This is a genomic window from Thiomicrorhabdus sp. ZW0627, assembly GCF_029767005.1.
GTDB lineage: Bacteria > Pseudomonadota > Gammaproteobacteria > Thiomicrospirales > Thiomicrospiraceae > Thiomicrorhabdus.
The window spans coordinates 672433-688792 of record NZ_JARUQR010000001.1 but is presented as its reverse complement, the minus strand read 5'-3'; the positions used below and the strand labels follow the sequence as shown (position 1 = coordinate 688792).

At 46.8% G+C, this 16360-nt stretch carries 18 protein-coding genes; all 18 read left to right on the top strand.

Features of this window, described 5'->3' with window-relative positions:
• Window positions 1-86 precede the first annotated feature (86 nt).
• The 18 genes from fliE to flhB all read left to right on the top strand — a co-directional run bounded on the left by fliE (window position 87) and on the right by flhB (window position 16335).
• Complete coding sequence (gene fliE / locus QCB45_RS03305) at window positions 87-425, top strand: flagellar hook-basal body complex protein FliE (RefSeq protein ID WP_279419189.1); 339 nt, start codon at window positions 87-89, stop codon at window positions 423-425.
• A gap of 45 nt (window positions 426-470) precedes the next feature.
• Window positions 471-2168: a flagellar basal-body MS-ring/collar protein FliF gene (gene fliF / locus QCB45_RS03300; protein ID WP_279419185.1), complete on the top strand. Its 1698-nt coding sequence runs from the start codon at window positions 471-473 to the stop codon at window positions 2166-2168.
• A 1-nt stretch (window position 2169) separates the two neighbouring features.
• On the top strand, window positions 2170-3192 hold the full coding sequence (gene fliG, locus QCB45_RS03295) for a flagellar motor switch protein FliG (protein WP_279419183.1): 1023 nt from the start codon (window positions 2170-2172) through the stop codon (window positions 3190-3192).
• Window positions 3192-3980 (top strand): FliH/SctL family protein, encoded by a 789-nt coding sequence (locus QCB45_RS03290; protein WP_279419182.1) that lies wholly within the window; start codon window positions 3192-3194, stop codon window positions 3978-3980. The genes fliG and QCB45_RS03290 overlap by 1 nt, the downstream gene beginning before the upstream one ends.
• 92 nt (window positions 3981-4072) lie before the next feature.
• Entirely contained in the window at window positions 4073-5416 is a 1344-nt protein-coding gene (fliI, locus tag QCB45_RS03285; protein ID WP_279419180.1) for a flagellar protein export ATPase FliI, read from the top strand.
• A 31-nt stretch (window positions 5417-5447) separates the two neighbouring features.
• The gene (fliJ, locus tag QCB45_RS03280; RefSeq protein ID WP_279419178.1) at window positions 5448-5888 is read left to right on the top strand and encodes a flagellar export protein FliJ; all 441 of its coding nucleotides are present in this window, start codon (window positions 5448-5450) and stop codon (window positions 5886-5888) included.
• A 70-nt stretch (window positions 5889-5958) separates the two neighbouring features.
• Window positions 5959-7932: a flagellar hook-length control protein FliK gene (locus QCB45_RS03275; RefSeq protein WP_279419177.1), complete on the top strand. Its 1974-nt coding sequence runs from the start codon at window positions 5959-5961 to the stop codon at window positions 7930-7932.
• A gap of 9 nt (window positions 7933-7941) precedes the next feature.
• The gene (locus tag QCB45_RS03270) at window positions 7942-8943 is read left to right on the top strand and encodes a methyl-accepting chemotaxis protein (protein WP_279419175.1); all 1002 of its coding nucleotides are present in this window, start codon (window positions 7942-7944) and stop codon (window positions 8941-8943) included.
• Between the two features lie 46 nt (window positions 8944-8989).
• On the top strand, window positions 8990-9841 hold the full coding sequence (gene motA, locus QCB45_RS03265; RefSeq protein ID WP_279419173.1) for a flagellar motor stator protein MotA: 852 nt from the start codon (window positions 8990-8992) through the stop codon (window positions 9839-9841).
• Window positions 9842-9872: 31 nt separating this feature from the next.
• Window positions 9873-10760 (top strand): flagellar motor protein MotB, encoded by an 888-nt coding sequence (gene motB, locus QCB45_RS03260; RefSeq protein WP_279419172.1) that lies wholly within the window; start codon window positions 9873-9875, stop codon window positions 10758-10760.
• 44 nt (window positions 10761-10804) lie between these two features.
• The gene (locus tag QCB45_RS03255; RefSeq protein ID WP_279419169.1) at window positions 10805-11404 is read left to right on the top strand and encodes a flagellar basal body-associated FliL family protein; all 600 of its coding nucleotides are present in this window, start codon (window positions 10805-10807) and stop codon (window positions 11402-11404) included.
• Window positions 11405-11427: 23 nt separating this feature from the next.
• A complete protein-coding gene (fliM, locus tag QCB45_RS03250) occupies window positions 11428-12447 on the top strand; it encodes a flagellar motor switch protein FliM (RefSeq protein ID WP_279419167.1) in 1020 nt (339 codons plus the stop codon).
• Window positions 12440-12895 carry a flagellar motor switch protein FliN gene (gene fliN, locus QCB45_RS03245; RefSeq protein ID WP_279419166.1) on the top strand — a complete coding sequence of 152 codons (456 nt, stop codon included), beginning with the start codon at window positions 12440-12442 and terminating at the stop codon, window positions 12893-12895. Before fliM ends, fliN begins: the two co-directional genes overlap by 8 nt.
• Window positions 12896-13050: 155 nt before the next feature.
• Window positions 13051-13407: a flagellar biosynthetic protein FliO gene (gene fliO / locus QCB45_RS03240; protein ID WP_279419165.1), complete on the top strand. Its 357-nt coding sequence runs from the start codon at window positions 13051-13053 to the stop codon at window positions 13405-13407.
• The gene (gene fliP, locus QCB45_RS03235; RefSeq protein WP_279419164.1) at window positions 13394-14146 is read left to right on the top strand and encodes a flagellar type III secretion system pore protein FliP; all 753 of its coding nucleotides are present in this window, start codon (window positions 13394-13396) and stop codon (window positions 14144-14146) included. The genes fliO and fliP overlap by 14 nt, the downstream gene beginning before the upstream one ends.
• Window positions 14146-14415 carry a flagellar biosynthesis protein FliQ gene (gene fliQ, locus QCB45_RS03230; RefSeq protein ID WP_279419163.1) on the top strand — a complete coding sequence of 90 codons (270 nt, stop codon included), beginning with the start codon at window positions 14146-14148 and terminating at the stop codon, window positions 14413-14415. The genes fliP and fliQ overlap by 1 nt, the downstream gene beginning before the upstream one ends.
• Window positions 14416-14418: 3 nt before the next feature.
• Window positions 14419-15198: a flagellar biosynthetic protein FliR gene (fliR, locus tag QCB45_RS03225; RefSeq protein ID WP_279419162.1), complete on the top strand. Its 780-nt coding sequence runs from the start codon at window positions 14419-14421 to the stop codon at window positions 15196-15198.
• Between the two features lie 12 nt (window positions 15199-15210).
• A complete protein-coding gene (gene flhB / locus QCB45_RS03220) occupies window positions 15211-16335 on the top strand; it encodes a flagellar biosynthesis protein FlhB (protein WP_279419161.1) in 1125 nt (374 codons plus the stop codon).
• Window positions 16336-16360 lie beyond the last annotated feature (25 nt).

Here is a 16360-nt window from a genome sequence, read left to right as displayed (position 1 = left end):
AGTAACGTTATTGCCACGGTGGTTTTTGGTTATTAAATTGAGAAGTTCTGGATCGGATCGATTACAGAGTTGGAGTTCTAAGCCTGATGAGCACGATTGATACACAAAGTTTGATGTTACAGATGCGTTCTTTGGCGGCGCAGGCGGCAAGTAAGCCTGACGCTCCTGTTGAAGGTGTGGCACAAACCGGTGAAGAGAAAGCGGATAATTTTGCCGAATTGTTGGCTTCTTCCGTCAATGCCGTGAACTCACAACAGCAAAAAGCGGGTCAAATGAAAGAAGCATTTGAACGCGGTGATCTCGACGTTGAACTATCCGAAGTCATGTTGCAGGCTCAAAAAGCCAGTTTGTCGTTCCAGGCGATGACCCAGGTACGAAACAAGCTGACCGAAGCTTATAAAGACATCATGAATATGCCGATTTAATCGGTTTTTTGAGTTTACCAATTTTAACCGTAAAGAAGAAACACCATGGCTGATCCTCAAGCGTCATTTGATTCCTCTCTGAACCCGCAACAAGCGACAGGTGTGGGGTCGACGCTTCTAAATAATCTCATGGCGCTGTCCGTCGCCAAACAGGTCAGTCTCGTCATTGCACTTGCCGCTAGTATCGCCTTAACCGTCGGTATTCTACTCTGGTCGCAAAATACGCCTTATACTTTGCTTTTCGGCAGCCTGGATGCCAAAGATATCAACGAAGTGGTTCAGACGCTCGAACAGGAGCAGGTCGAGTATCGAATCGACCAGTCAAGTGGCGGTATTCTGGTGCCGTCGGATCAGGTTTATGCATTACGTTTGAAGCTGGCTGCTGCCGGTTTTCCTAAGCAGGCGGCCACGGGTTATCAATTGCTTGATGTCGAGCAAGGTTTTGGTATCTCTCAATTCAAGGAAACCACTCAATACCATCGTGCTTTAGAAGGTGAGCTGGCTAAAACCGTTTCTTCTATCAATGCCGTAAAGTCAGCTCGAGTAATGTTGGGTTTACCAAAACGTTCCGTGTTTGTGCGCAAGCAACAGAAACCATCGGCTTCCGTAGCGGTAAAACTTTATCCAGGTAGAAGCCTAAATGAGGAGCAAGTCAGCTCCATTGTTTATTTGGTGGCTTCCAGTATTCCTAATATGGACGTTAAAGACGTCACGGTTGTGGATCAGCGCGGGAATCTATTGACTGGAGATGCCCATTCAAGCGGTACCATGAATATGAGTATGAAGCAGCTCGACTATACTCGTACGGTTGAAGAAACGCTTTCAAATCGAATCATCAAGTTGTTAGCGCCTATCGTTGGCGGTGAGGACAAGGTTCGTGCCCAAGTCACAGCGGAGTTGGATTTTACCCAGCAAGAGCAAACCCGAGAGAATTATGAACCGGATCCGGAAGCAATTCGTTCAGAACAAGAAGTCAAAGAGATTAACCGTAATGAAGGGCCGACCGGAATTCCTGGTGCCTTGACGAATCAGCCTCCGCGAGCAGGAATCGCACCTGAAGAAGGTTACAGTGCAGAAAAGGATCCGAACCTAAGAAACTCCACTGAGAAGAAAACCAAGAACTATGAGTTGGACCGTACGGTCAGTCATATCAAAAATTCGGTCGGTAACATTCATCGTTTGTCTGTTGCGGTTGTCCTGGATGATAAGACGGTTCTGGATCAGGACGATAATGTCGTAAAAACTGCTTTGACGGATGACGAGCTGTTGCGTTACCGCCGTTTGGTAAGTGATACGGTGGGATTGGATGAGACCCGTGGTGACACTTTGACCGTTGTAAATGCTTCTTTTGTGGTCGCACCGCCGGAAGAGATAGAAATTACTCCGATCTGGCAGGAAAACTGGTTCTGGGATCTGGTTAAACAGTTACTGGCGGGTCTTGCTGTATTGATTATCATCTTTGGTGTGATTCGTCCAATGCTGAAGGATCTGGCGAAGAAAGAAGAGAGTATTTTGGCGTACCCTGAAGAGGTTCCGGAAGAGGAAGAAGAGGAACTTGAGAACGTCGACGAAATTTCCAAGGCGCTTGAACAGATGAGCGAAGAAGTTGAACAGACTGCCGCCGAATCGGAAGCGGAATCGAATGCCGAGCATGAGTTGCTTGAAAAAGTTCGTACTATGGTGGCTGCGGATCCGAAGGTTGCAGCCCATATAATCAAACAGTGGATGTCGGGGAATAAGTAAGATGCCAGATTCAGCCATTGAGGAGATGGGAGAAGGGAAACAGTTTAGCGGATTGGACAGTGCGGCAATTTTTCTGCTGGCACTGGGCAAAGACAATGCCGCTCAAGTGTTGAAGCACCTTAATCCAAGAGAAGTTCAGCAGATCGGTTCTGCCATGACTTCCATCGAGAACATTACACGAAGTGATATTCATAATGTGATGCAATCTTATCTTGATGAATTGGGTGAAGATGCGCTCGGTGTGGATCCAAACGAATATGCACAATCGTTGATGGCCGATGCGCTTGGCGAGAGCGGCGGACATTTGATGGATGCGGCATTGTTGGGCGATCAAGTGAAAGGCTTGGAGGCTTTGAAATGGATGCACCCGTCGACGATTTCCAACATGCTGCGTAACGAGCACCCTCAGGTCGTTGCGATTGTGTTGTCTTATTTTGATGCCGATCAGGCTGCAGAGGTTCTGAGAGGTATTCCAGAGCGCTTTCAGGCAGAAGTTATTTACCGTATCGCTACCTTGACGACGATTCAACCACGAGCATTGTTTGACCTTAATGATGTACTAGAAAATGCCTCTAATGATGGTGAAGGCGGTAAGTTGGCGACTATTGGTGGTGAAAAACGAGCGGCTGAAATCCTGAACTTGGTCGGTAGTGGTGTCGATTCCAGAATTCTGGATGATATTGCCGTCGAGCACGAAGATGTCAGTAAAGCGATTCAAGATAAGATGTTCGTCTTCGATGACATTATCGGTATCGATGACCGCGGTATCCAGACGATTGTTGCCGAGGTGCCTAATGAGGTGCTGATTGTCGCCCTGAAAGGTGCCGATAACGATCTTAAAGAGAAATTCCTATCCAATGTTTCCAAACGTCAGGCGGATATCATGCGTGACGATCTTGAGATGGGCGGACCTGTGAAACTCAGTGCGGTGGAAGAAGCTCAGAGAAACATCATTCAAATTGTTCGACGTTTAGCGGATGAAGAGAAAGTAGTGATGCCTGGTGGTGGTGAGGAGTTCGTATAGTGCCTGATAAGCAAGTTACGGATTCAAAAGAAACGGCCGAAGAGTCTGTGCAGGAAGTTACCAAGGTGATTCCTGCAAAAGAGCTGGAGAAACCACAAATCCGTACATGGCATCTTAATAATCTTGAAAAAGAGGTCGAGCAGAAAGCGCTTGAAAGAGAGCAAAAGGTCTATGACGACCTAAAGCAAAAAATGCAGCCTGAAATTCAACGCCAGACCGAAATCTTAAAAAAAGAAGCTTATGAGCTTGCCAAGCAGGAAGGCTTTGATGCGGGGTATGCAGAAGGTAAAGTGCTTGGAGAGCAGGAAGGTAAGGAAATTGCCTTGGTCGAAGCTGAAGAGACTCTGGCCCCAAAGATAGAACAGTTAAATGCTTTGTTGGAATCGTTGGATAAGCCATATAAGTTATTGGAAAAAAAGGTATTCGAGAGTTTATCCAATTTGGCTTTGAATATTGCAGAAGAAGTGATTCAGCAAAAGATTGGAGATAATCCGGATTGGGTTATGAAAATTATTCGCGAGTCTGTTTCAGCGTTAAACGATAGTTTAAGCCCGATAGAAATTTTTCTGAATCCCAAAGACTTCGACTTGATTTCTGAGCAAAGTACGAACTTTGCAGAAAATTGGAATGTACAGAGTAGTGATGCCGTTGAAGTCGGCACATGCAAAATCAAACAGGATTTCTCCTCGATTGAGCATAACTGGAAACACCGATTTGAAAGCATGAGTGTCAAGTTACAGGCGCAAGCTGTTGCGGATGCTGACAAACCGGATTCCGACGCCGGTTAATAATGTCGATAAACCTCTCTCCTGATCGCTTGCTATGGCAGGCCGCTCATACCATAATCATGCGCATTAGAAGTTAAACCAGGATTGTTTTCATGGATTTTGCCACACACATCAATCAGACAGTTTCTGGAAAGCTCGATCAGCTTTCTCAAGAAATCCATTTGCCCTCTTCATTAGTGGTTGAAGGGCGGTTGGTGCGTATGGTCGGCATGACTTTGGAAGTTGTTGGTACGTTCGCTCCGGTTGGATCACGTTGCCAAATCGTGAGTACTCAAGGCGATCCGATTGAAGCGGAGGTTGTCGGGTTTCATGATGACCGATTATTTTTGATGCCGATCGGCGATACACAAGGGTTGTCGCCAAATGCCAAGGTCGTACCAGTACCGGGCGGTGTAAAGGTGAAGGTCGGAACGGCAATGCTTGGTAGGATTGTAGACGGTTCCGGAAGCCCGCTAGATGGAAAGGGTTCAATCGAAACGACGGACGAAGTGTTACTTTCCGGACGGCGGGTCAATCCGTTAAAAAGGGCGCCGATTGAAGCCCCGTTGGATGTCGGAATTAAGGCGATTAACGGATTGCTGACATTGGGAAGAGGTCAGCGTGTCGGATTAATGGCGGGAACCGGTGTCGGTAAGAGTGTTCTGCTTGGTATGATGACTCGATACACTAATGCTGATGTGGTTGTGGTTGGCTTAGTCGGTGAACGTGGCCGAGAAGTGAATGATTTTGTACGGAACAACTTAGGTGAAGAGGGATTGAAAAGGTCTGTCGTGGTTGCGACGCCTGCCGATGACCCCCCTTTGATGCGATTGCATGGGGCTATGTTAGCCACCGCGATCGCCGAATATTTTCGTGACCAGGGGCTGAATGTTCTATTGTTGATGGATTCGTTAACCCGTTTCGCTCAAGCTCAGCGCGAGATTGCGTTAGCGATTGGTGAGCCTCCGGCCAGTAAAGGTTATCCGCCTTCGGTATTTTCTAAATTGCCTCAATTGGTTGAACGTGCGGGAAATGCACAAGTTGGAGCAGGTTCGATCACGGCAATCTATACGGTATTGGCAGAAGGAGACGATCAGTCCGATCCGGTTGTCGACTCCGCCCGAGGGGTGTTGGATGGGCACATTGTCTTGTCTCGTGAGATTGCTGACTCCGGTCGTTATCCTGCTATTGATATAGAGTCTTCGGTCAGTCGAGTCATGGTTGAGATCGTTCCTAAGGAGCAGATGGATCAAGCACGCCGTTTTAAACAATTGTATGCGACCTATCAGCAAAACCAGGATCTTATCAATGTTGGTGCATATCGAAAGGGCAGTGATGCCAATATTGATGCCGCCATTGCAAAACGCCCTGATTTAATGCAATTTTTATCCCAGCAGATTGATGAACGGTACTCGGTACAGGACAGTGTTGCCGAGTTGCAGAAGTCGTTGGGTTAATTTTTAACCATCTTTGTATTTCGGAGCTGCTTTGACGTCTCGCATTCAAAAGATTCAAACTTTGGTGGACCTGGCCGAAATTGAAGAAGAAAGGTCGGCAAAAACGTTTGCCGAGATCCAAGCTCAACATAAGCATCATTTGCAGCAATTGGAAATGTTGAAGACTTATGTAGAAGAGTACTCTCAGGCTAATGTGTCTAAAGGTCAGACGTTCCAACCTATTCAGATGCTTTCCACTCAGGCGTTCGTTGCCAAGCTTCAGCATGCGGTTCAAGCGGAGTCTGATAAGGTTGATGAGTTTTCCAAGATGGTGGAGCGTGCCAGAGAGGCATGGCTGGAAAAGCGGACAAGGATGAACGCATTAAAAAAACTGCACGGAAAGTTGGTGCAGGATCACCAGTTTAAATTGGATAAGCAAGAACAACGTTTTCTTGATGAGTTGAGCAGCCAGAATTTTAATAAAAAACAGTGATGATTTTTATAGGTTGTGAAAATGCGGCATGCATGTTGCTTTTTACTTTACAACTTAAAATAGAGATGTGGTGAAAAACACTATGTTAGAGCAGGTTTTATCAGACTTGAAACCATCGGGAGCAGTGCTTCAGGGAAGTAATGAACGGCAATCATTGCCAGGAAAAGGGGGCTTCGCGGCGCTTCTTGAATCGACGATTGCCCCTGAAGATGGTGCACGAACTCCTATGCCGGCCATGTCAGGTGCGCGTTCTGCCATGTTGTCAAATTTCCCGGTTGGATCTGAAGCCAATGGGATTCAAGTTGCCGATGAGCATGCGGCTGTTTCAGTTTTACCTGTCGAATTTGCCGGAGACGAGGCTTTGTCCGGGCTGATTGAGACGAAAGGCGCGGTAATGGGGCTTCAAGAAGGTGAGCCTTTAGTTGAAAGTATGAATCCATCCGATTTTAAAGGTGGTCAGGAAATTATTTCTTTTGTAAATTCCCAAGGAAAAACAATTTCAAAGCCACTGACGTTATCTCAGGGTGAACCAGCCCATATTCCGCAAGGTGTAGTCGGAGGGCTTGTAAAAGGAGCTGTTTCTGATGAGGCGGTGGATGTTGCCGATGCTCCTGTGTTGTCAGCAAGTGCATTGCCGCCGGAAAGTGTTGAGGCTCAAACTCTGACAGAATCGGATTTACCGGAAGGTGGCGTTTCCATTCCCGTTTCAAGTGAAACCGAAAATGAATTAATGAGACCTGTCGAGGTCAATTCAGCCGTTCAGCGCACCAAGGTTGAAGCGGATTCAGAGAGCCAGAGCCGCAATACGACGGCACCTGGTTATGCAGTGCAATCCCAGGTTCGTGTGGAACGGCAAACTCAAACGGAACATCCTGTGCATCCTCAGCATCCGGAACACCCTGACCAATCAAAAGGTTTGGCTTATGGACTGGAATCGTCTAAAGGTAAGATGAACGATGAAAATGATACAGATTTGGATGTGGCGAAATCTGAGGATGTGACAGGTTTGACACCTGTTGAGACTGATGCGTCTCCTGAAGAGGTATTGGTGGATACGACTTTTAGTGTTGAAGCTCAGGTTGACGACAAGTTGGTGAGCGATAAGGCGCAAGCCGATTCTGTGAGTGAAGAGGTGGATGATCAGCCTGTGCTTGTTGGTTCTGAGATGGAACCTTCCGAAGAGCATGTGATCGGTATGGCGACAGATGGTTTGGATAAGTCTTCAGCTTCTGTTGTAAAACCTGAAAACGGTTTATCCAATAGTGCAAACGGAGCAGCAGCCAATCATTCACAGCAATCGATGGCGAGAAATCATGTGTCTTTTGAGCAAGGTTCACAGAGCCATAATAGTCAACAAGGACAGCAAGGGCAAGGAGCACAGCATCAAGGGCAGCAAAATTCAGGTGGACAATCTCAACAGCAAGTTGCGCAGATGGCGCAAGCGTTTGTTCAGAATGTTCAGGCGGCCCGTCTGCAGAACGTGGAGCGTCAAGCACCTTTACAATTCAATACAGAAGGGGCTCCTGTTCTGGATTCTCCTGATGTGGAAGCGTCAAATAATTTGTTGAATTTGGATCGACGTGCACAATTGCCGCAAGGGTTGCAGTCGATTGGCCTGCCAGTTACCCATCAGAGATGGGGGCAATCTTTGGGGCAGCGAGTCGTATATATGGCAAACAATCAGATTCAGCAGGCACAAATTACTTTGAATCCTGAAAAATTAGGGCCGGTTCAGGTTAAATTGCACATCGATCGTGATCAGCAGGTGCATGTCGTCATGACGGCCCAGCACGGTGTTACGCGTGAAGCTATGGAAGCGGCGATGCCTAGGCTTAAGGAGATGATGGAACAGGCCGGAATCGATTTGGGTTCCGTGGATGTGAGCGATCAGCGGGAGTTTGCACAGGATTCTGACGGCAAAGATGGTGAAGAGCAGCTAGGAAACTCTTCAAACATGGTCGGCAGTACCGAAGCGGATGCGTCGGTGGGCGAATCGGATTCACAAACATATTCAACAGATAATCTTGTCGATTATTACGCTTAGGAGCATAGGATGAATTTTTTACAGAAAGGCTTGGTAATGTCACTTTTCATGCCGATGTCGGTAATGGCGGGTACGACTGAAGACGGACTTCCAACAGCTGGATTCATCGGTATTGCCGTAGTTGTTACGGCTGTAATAGTCGGAGCCTTGGTGTATCTGCTCTGGTGCAACAAGTCTGCTATTTGTGAGCAATCCGAATTGCTGAACGATTTGCAGGATGTTTTGAACAATGAATCTCTTGGAACGGTTCTGAAGTCACAGAACACTAATCCGAAACTGTTGAGTAGCTTGAACCGAGTACTTGAGCTGGCCCAGAATAAGGTTGCGGTTGCGATGGCTGAAAAGTCTCATGCCGATTCGCGCATTGCCGAACTGGAGTCACAGATCGAAGAGCTGAATGGTGCTTTGGCGGTGTGCTATGCCCAGCAAAGTGAGATGTCAACGGTCAGCTCTGCAAATGGTATAGATGGTCAAGATTTGGAGTTGGCGGCAAATAACCTGGAAGAGGTTGTTGGTTTATTGAGCCGCGGCTCTGCAAGTGGCATGCAGTCTTCCCAAAAGGTCGTTAGCGAAGTCAGTGGTTGGACGGAGGAAGTGGCCGAAGCTTCTTCTGTGATTAAACAGCTGGAAGAGGATAGCAGCAATATCGGAACCGTTTTGGTTCTGATTCGTGACATCGCTGAGCAAACCAACTTGTTGGCCTTGAATGCGGCGATTGAAGCGGCGCGTGCTGGTGAGCACGGAAGAGGGTTTGCCGTGGTTGCCGACGAGGTGCGGATTCTTGCCGGTAAAACTCAGCAGGCCACTACGGAGATTCAGACAATCATCGAAGAATTGCAGCAACGGGCTCGCAATGCCGTTGGAGTAATGGAAAACGGGCAGGAACGAGTTGAAGCGACACAGTCCCAGGCGATGAAGGTCAATGAGGCTCTGAGTGAGATTGCCGACAACTTGGTTAAGTTGAAAGAGGCCCAGGTGGCACTCTCGTCATTGGCACATAAGACGCACTGATTAGATTCATGAAGAGAGATAATAAAAAGAACAAGGTAAGGCCAGTATGAAAGCGATAGTCGGTACGCTGATTGTTATAGGTTCCCTGCTCGGAGGCTATCTTCCTCATGGAAGTATTGGGATTCTGATTCAGCCGTTAGAAGTGCTTATTATTTGTGGTGGTGCATTAGGTGCGTTTATCATCGCAAACCCTGGCTGGGTCATTAAGGCAGGCTTCGGTAGCAGTTTGAAGTTGGCGAAAGGTTCTCCGTATACCAAGGAGTTGCATTTAGAGTTGCTAGGATTGATGTTTCGCCTTTTCAATAAAGCGCGTCGTGAAGGGTTGATGTCAATCGAGGCGGATGTTGAAGAACCGCATTCGAGCGAATTGTTTAATAGTGCGCCTTTGGTTGCGGCCGACCATCATGCAGTAGATTTTATCTGTGACTATCTACGTCTTATGATTAGTGGTGCATCGAACCCGTATCAATTGGAAGATTTGATGCTCTTGGAGTTGGATATTCACCATCATGAGGCTTTGAAGCCGGCGGAAGCTATCAATAAGGTTGCGGAAGGTTTGCCGGCATTCGGTATTGTGGCTGCGGTATTGGGTATCGTTATCACCATGAGTTATTTGGATGCGGGGCCGATGGAAATTGCCCATCATATGTCCGTTGCTCTTGTGGGGACGTTTTTGGGTATTTTGGTTGCCTACGGTGTCGTAGCGCCGATTTCATCGGACTTGTCTAACAGGGCGAATGCAGGAAGTGCATTTTACGGTGTGATTAAGACCTGCTTGATGGCAAATTTAAACGGTTATGCACCTCAAGTAGCTGTGGAGTTCGGTCGAAAGGCCATTCCAGGGCAGGTTCGCCCAAACTTCCAGGAATTGGATGAATATCTGCAAACGCAAAAATAACCTTTGGTTAGGTCGTGTTTAGAGAGTCGAAATGAGTGACGAACAATCCATAATTATCAAACGCATTAATAAGTGCCCTCATGCCGCGCATGGCGGGGCATGGAAAATTGCATTCGCGGATTTCATGACCGCAGCGATGGCATTTTTCCTGATGTTATGGATTTTGTCGGGTTCGAACCAGCAGGATATGAAAGCGATTGCCGAATATTTCCGCGATCCGACTGTGATAGAGGCCTCGCCGGTGAAGTTGATTGAATCCAGTGAATCGGGACAGACATCCAATTCTATGATCGATATGGGCGGGTTCAAAGATGCGCCTAAGGCTGGAGAAGGTGATAATGACGGTGCTGAAAAAGCCAAAGAGCAAGCGCAGCTTGAGGCTATGAAGCAGGAGCTGGAGCAGAAAATTGAAGAAACGCCTGTTTTGGATCAAATGAAACAACAGATGAAAATCGATATCACACCAAATGGTTTAAGGGTGCAGATATTGGATGATCGTAAAAAGCCGATGTTCGCATCCGGGGTGGACATCCCCAGAGAATACGCCGCACAGCTGTTGAGGGAAGTTGGATCTGTGCTGGCCAAGTCGACGAATAAGATCAGTATTACCGGACATACTGATTCGGCCGGATATCATGATAATGCCGAATACACAAACTGGGAATTGTCGGCCGACCGAGCCAATGCGGCTCGAAGATTGATCTTACAGGGTGGTGTTGACGGCGGAAGAATTGCGCAAGTGGTTGGGCTATCAGATACAGTGCCATTTGATAAAGAAAACCCGTATAATCCTCGCAATAGAAGAATTAGCATTATATTGCTCACGAAAGAGGCTGAGGAACGTTTGAAGAGTCTTAGTGATGCACCCGAATTGACGGATTTAGAGAGCCAGTTGGCGAATCCAGAAAGTTTGAAATGAAAGAGTTTTCACTTAATTTAATTTTTTGTGTTTAAGGGATAGATATGGCTGAAGAAGAGGTTAAAAAAGAAAAAAGCGGCAAAGGTCTGATCATTGTCCTTTTAGTGATTTTAATCCTATTGGTGATTGGAATTGGCGTGTTGGCTTTCTTGCTATTGAGCGGAGGTGACAAGTCAAATGGCAATCACGTTGCAGAAACCGAAATGCATGCAGATGCCAATTACGGTGATGAGGGGGCTGCGTCGGCAGAGAATATGGGGCATGTAAAAACCTATTCCCCAAAGTATAAGCAACTTGAACCACCTGAGCCAAATACGCCTCCGATGTATTTCACTATGGATAAGTTCGTTGTGAATTTCAACGGTGACGGACAAGCCAAGTATCTTGCCGTGGATTTGAAATTCATGTCTTACTACGCAGGGTTGGTGGGTGAAAACGGTGAAATGGAACATTTGCGTCCAATTCTAAAAAACGATATCCAGCGTTTGTTGCGTAACCAGCACTACAACGATCTGAATACACCTGATGGCCCTGATAAACTTCGAGCGGAGATTTTGGCGACGGCTAAAAAGATTTTGGAAAAACATAACATTTATCCGGATCTTCTGGAAGATGTTTATATGACCCGTTTTGTCATGCAATAGTCGATTGGATAAGGCACAAGGTAATGGATGATATTCTAAGTCAAGATGAAGTCGACGCCCTATTGAAAGGTATGGGCGGTGGCGATGTTGAGACAGAAGGAGATGACTCCGGTGAGAGAGCCGGTGCCAAAGTGTACGACTTCACAAACCAGGAACGAATCGTTCGTGGGCGACTACCAGCTCTGGATATCATCAACGAACGTTTCGCACGTGGGTTTCAGCGGCATTTTAATGAGATGATCATGGCCAGTGTCGAAGTGACGCCGGGTGAAGTCAAAATCATCAAGATGATCGACTATCTGAGAAACCTGTTCGTTCCAACCAGTTTGAATATATACCGAATCAATCCGTTAAACGGGGTTTCGCTGTTCACACTTGATTCCAAGCTGATTTTTACGGCAGTGGACATCTATTTCGGTGGAACAGGCCTGCTGCCTTTCAAGATCGAAGGGCGCGAGTACACCCCGGTGGAAATGAGCATGGTTCGTAGTATTTTGGATATCTCATCGGAAAACCTGCGCAAAGCGTGGGGGCCGGTGATGGATATCGAAATCGAATATATGCATTCCGAAATGAACCCGAAATTTGCAGGTATCGTCGATCCAACCGATATGATTGTGGTCAGTCCAATCAATGTTCGTTTCGAAGGGGTTGAAGGACGTGTTGACATCGTCATGCCGTATGCGATGCTCGAACCGGTTCGAGATAAACTCGAAGAAGGAATGCAGAACCTTCAGGGAGAAAGTGATAATCGCTGGTCTCGCACATTGAAGGAAGAAGCCAAGAATATTGAAATCGACCTAAGTACGAATTTGCTTGAATTGCAAATGAATATGGACGATCTCATGAAGATGGAAAAAGGTGATATTATTCCGATAGAAATGCCTGAGCAAGTTACGATTAAGGCGGAAGGTATCGCCATAATGCGCGGCAAATTGGGTGAAAGTCAGAATAAGAAAGCCGTTAAAATTGAGAAAATACTGCATCATCCTGCTTATCAAGAGCGAAAGGTTGAAAATGTGAAGGAGTGGTACGATGAGTGATGAAGAGGATTTAAGTGCTTGGGGCGATGCGCTTGCCGAGCAGGCGGAAGCTGAAGGTGCGGCAGAGGACGACTTGAGCGCATGGGGCGATGCTCTGAATGAACAGGCAGAAGCTGAGGCAGCGACTGCGACTGCTGAAACCACTTCATTTGACGAGTTGGCGGCAAGCCGGGAAGATGGAAAAGAGAAGGTTGATCTGGATGTCTTGCTGGATATTCCCGTGACCCTTCAATTGGAAATTGGTCGGGCGAAAGTGTCGATCCGCAATCTGCTTTCTTATACGCAAGGATCCGTGGTTGAAATGGACCGTTTAGCAGGAGAGCCTTTAGATCTTCTTGTCAACGGTACTTTGATTGCCCACGGTGAGGTTGTTGTAATCAACGACAAGTTCGGTGTGCGTCTAACCGATGTAATTAGCCCTCAAGACCGAATCAAGAAGCTCAAATAATGGCAGGCCGATCTTTTTATCAAGATACATCGAGAGGTTTTTTTAAGCCTCTTTTTGCTATTTTGGGGTTGCTGATTTCACCACTAATTTATGCACAGGATGTGGCTAAGATTGGTGAGTCCGTAGCACAGCCGAGCGATTACTTTGGGCAAATTATGTTGTCACTTGTGCTGGTATTGCTTATTATCTTTATATCAGCATGGTTATTGCGGCGTTATGGGCGTTTTCCGGGCGTAGCGGACGGTAACTTGAAGGTTGTAGGCGCTTTGTCAGTCGGTCAAAGAGAGCGTATTTTGCTGTTGCAAGTCGGTAAAGAGCAGTTGCTGGTAGGTGTGACAAGTAGCAAGATTACGACACTGCATCAACTCGAAGAACCCGTGTTGGTTAAAGCGTCGGAGCCGATTTCCGGCTCGTTTGCACAGAGGCTTCAGGAAGCGCTGGCAAAGAAAAAAGAGACATCAAATAACCTTAACCCAAAAGAGGTCGGCGATATTTCCGGTGAAAGTCATTAAATTCCTACTATTTGTTCTATTAGGTAGCTTTCCTATCGTCAGCTGGGCCATGCCGGGAATTCCCGCGTTCACCGTTGAAACTGACGCGGCAGGTAATCAAGATTATACCTTGACGATGCAGATCCTGTTGTTGATGACGGGATTGACGTTGTTGCCGACGGCATTAATTGCCATGACCTCTTTTTTGAGGATTATTGTTGTGCTGGCCTTGCTGCGTCAGGCCTTGGGTACGTCGCAGACTCCGTCAACCAAGGTTTTGATCGCCCTAGCGATGTTTTTAACATTGTTCATCATGTCTCCGGTTTTGGATAAGGTTTATGATACGGCGGTTTCTCCGTATCTTGACGAACAGATACAGTTTAAGGAAGCGGTTGAAATTGGCTCCAAGCCGATGTATCAATTCATGTTGCAGCAGACACGGGAAGACGATCTGGGAATGTTTGCAGAAATGGCAGGTATTACTTTGGATGATCCGCAATCCGTTCCTTTTAAAGTTCTGATTCCTGCATTCATGACCAGTGAGTTGAAAACGGCGTTTCAAATTGGTTTCATGATTTTCATCCCATTTTTGATTATCGACCTGGTGGTGGCCAGTCTACTGATGTCGATGGGGATGATGATGCTTTCCCCGATGATCATTTCATTGCCATTCAAGTTGATGTTGTTTGTATTGATTGATGGTTGGGTACTGGTTGTCGGAACGCTCGCGAACAGTTTTGTCGTGCCCGGAGGTGTGTGATGCAACAGGAATTTGTTTTGACTTTAGGGCAGAGGATGCTTGAAGTGACGGCGATGTTGGCAGCTCCTCTGTTGATTCCTGCGTTGATCATCGGTTTGTTGGTAGGGATGTTTCAGGCCGCTACGCAGATCAACGAGATGACTCTGAGTTTTATCCCAAAGTTAGCCATTGTCGGAGCGGCATTGGTGATCTTCGGCCCTTGGATGTTGACGACTTTACTATCCTTTACTCGAGAGCTTTATGAAAATATTCCTGCTCTGATTGGTTAGATCATGACGTTTAGTTATGCGGAATTCTTACAGTTAATCGGATTGTATTTCTGGCCGTTTGTCAGAATCGGTGCGATGATTTCCATTCTTCCTCTTTTCGGCATCAGCGCCGTTTCTCCTCAAACACGTATCATGTTGACCCTTCTGATTACGATCGTGGTTGCGCCTACACTTACACTGCCGCCCCCTGTCGATCCTTTCACCTGGCTTGGAGTACTTTATCTGGTTCAGCAGATCCTGATAGGCCTGGTAATGGGAACCGTATTTTTAATCGTTTTTCAGGCTTTTGTCATGGCGGGGCATATCATTGCGATGGGAATGGGTTTAGCATTTGCGCAAATGGTGGATCCGGGAACCGGTGTTACATCGACCGTCGTTTCGCAATATTTCACAATTATCGTCACACTCTTGTTTTTGGCGATGAATGGCCACTTAGTGATGATTCAAGCCGTTGTCGACAGTTTTGATTATTTGCCGATTGGCACGCATTTTCTGAATCAGGAAAGTTTGAGAACGATCGTTGAGTTTGGCAGTTATATGTTTTCTGCCGGTGTATTGGTTGCACTGCCAGCGATTACAGCTTTGTTGTTAATCAACGTGGCGTTTGGTGTTGTCACTCGTGCAGCTCCGGCACTGAATATTTTTGCGGTCGGTTTTCCTGTAACCTTATTGGTCGGTTTAGTGATGTTGTCCTTAACCACGCCTTTGATTTTGCCGCATCTGCAAGAATTGGTGACTCGTTCGATTGACGTACTCGCCAGCTTGCGCTTGGTGGGCGGTTAAGAGGGAAGCGAGATGGCTGAGAACGAAGACGGCAGCGAAAAGAGCGAAGAACCCACCGAGAAAAAGCTTCGGGAAGCCAGAGAGAAGGGGCAGATACCGCGCTCCAGGGAACTGACTACGGTATTGATGACTCTATCGGCCGGTGTGTTTCTGTTGGTTTACGGCAGTGTCATGTTTTCCCACATCGAGGTTTTCACCATTCAGGGACTGAGTTTTGAGAGGGATGTGGCGTTCGACGAATTGAAAATGTGGAATGTTATTGAAGGGATGTTGCTGAGTTCCATATTCATGATTTTGCCTTTTATGCTTGTAATGGCTTTTATTGCCATCGTGTCTCCTTTGTTGTTGGGCGGCTGGTCTTTCAGTGCCAAGGCGATGGCGCCCAAATTAAGCAAGCTTAATCCGGTGTCCGGCATCAAGAGGATGTTTTCAGCAAAGTCGCTGCTTGAGCTTTTCAAGGCGTTGGCAAAATTCACTCTGGTTATCTCGATCGCGACGTTTTTCCTGTATAGCGTTTTTTCGGAAGTGGTCGGTCTTGCCGCCGAGCCTCTTAAACAGGCGCTTGCACATTCAGGCAGTGTGATTATTGAGGCCTTTATTTTCGTCAGCCTTTCCTTAATTATCGTGGCTTTGATTGACGTTCCATTTCAGTTATGGGATCACAATCGCCAGCTTAAAATGACTAAGCAAGAGGTCAAGGAAGAGTATAAACAGCAGGAAGGTAACCCTGAAGTCAAAGGAAGGATTCGACAGATTCAAAGGGAAATGTCTCAGCAACGTATGATGCAGAAAGTGCCTGAAGCGGATGTGGTCGTAACTAACCCGACTCACTATGCTGTTGCGTTGAAATACGATCCCGAAAGCATGCAAGAACCTGTTGTTTTAGCTATGGGAATCGATTTTATGGCATCACAGATTCGTACTATCGCGAAAGAGCACGATATTCCGGTTGTAGAAGCCCCACCATTGGCACGAGCTTTATACTATAATGCGGAAGTAGACCGTGCGATTCCTTATGATTTATTTAAGGCGGTTGCCGCGATACTTGCCTATGTTTACCAGTTGAAAGCCGGTAAGCCGGTGAACCAAACGAATTTTGATAATCTCCCTATTCCAGAAGAGATGAAGACAGAGTAGTTTCTACGAGAGAAAAGTGATTAAG

What these genes read in the sequence shown, in the direction of transcription:
- fliE (WP_279419189.1), top strand. Translation starts at nt 87, where the DNA reads ATGAGCACGATTGATACACAAAGTTTGATGTTACAGATGCGTTCTTTG.
- fliF (WP_279419185.1), top strand. Translation starts at nt 471, where the DNA reads ATGGCTGATCCTCAAGCGTCATTTGATTCCTCTCTGAACCCGCAACAA.
- fliG (WP_279419183.1), top strand. Translation starts at nt 2,170, where the DNA reads ATGCCAGATTCAGCCATTGAGGAGATGGGAGAAGGGAAACAGTTTAGC.
- fliI (WP_279419180.1), top strand. Translation starts at nt 4,073, where the DNA reads ATGGATTTTGCCACACACATCAATCAGACAGTTTCTGGAAAGCTCGAT.
- QCB45_RS03270 (WP_279419175.1), top strand. Translation starts at nt 7,942, where the DNA reads ATGAATTTTTTACAGAAAGGCTTGGTAATGTCACTTTTCATGCCGATG.
- motA (WP_279419173.1), top strand. Translation starts at nt 8,990, where the DNA reads ATGAAAGCGATAGTCGGTACGCTGATTGTTATAGGTTCCCTGCTCGGA.
- motB (WP_279419172.1), top strand. Translation starts at nt 9,873, where the DNA reads ATGAGTGACGAACAATCCATAATTATCAAACGCATTAATAAGTGCCCT.
- QCB45_RS03255 (WP_279419169.1), top strand. Translation starts at nt 10,805, where the DNA reads ATGGCTGAAGAAGAGGTTAAAAAAGAAAAAAGCGGCAAAGGTCTGATC.
- fliM (WP_279419167.1), top strand. Translation starts at nt 11,428, where the DNA reads ATGGATGATATTCTAAGTCAAGATGAAGTCGACGCCCTATTGAAAGGT.
- fliN (WP_279419166.1), top strand. Translation starts at nt 12,440, where the DNA reads ATGAGTGATGAAGAGGATTTAAGTGCTTGGGGCGATGCGCTTGCCGAG.
- fliO (WP_279419165.1), top strand. Translation starts at nt 13,051, where the DNA reads ATGTTGTCACTTGTGCTGGTATTGCTTATTATCTTTATATCAGCATGG.
- fliQ (WP_279419163.1), top strand. Translation starts at nt 14,146, where the DNA reads ATGCAACAGGAATTTGTTTTGACTTTAGGGCAGAGGATGCTTGAAGTG.
- fliR (WP_279419162.1), top strand. Translation starts at nt 14,419, where the DNA reads ATGACGTTTAGTTATGCGGAATTCTTACAGTTAATCGGATTGTATTTC.
- flhB (WP_279419161.1), top strand. Translation starts at nt 15,211, where the DNA reads ATGGCTGAGAACGAAGACGGCAGCGAAAAGAGCGAAGAACCCACCGAG.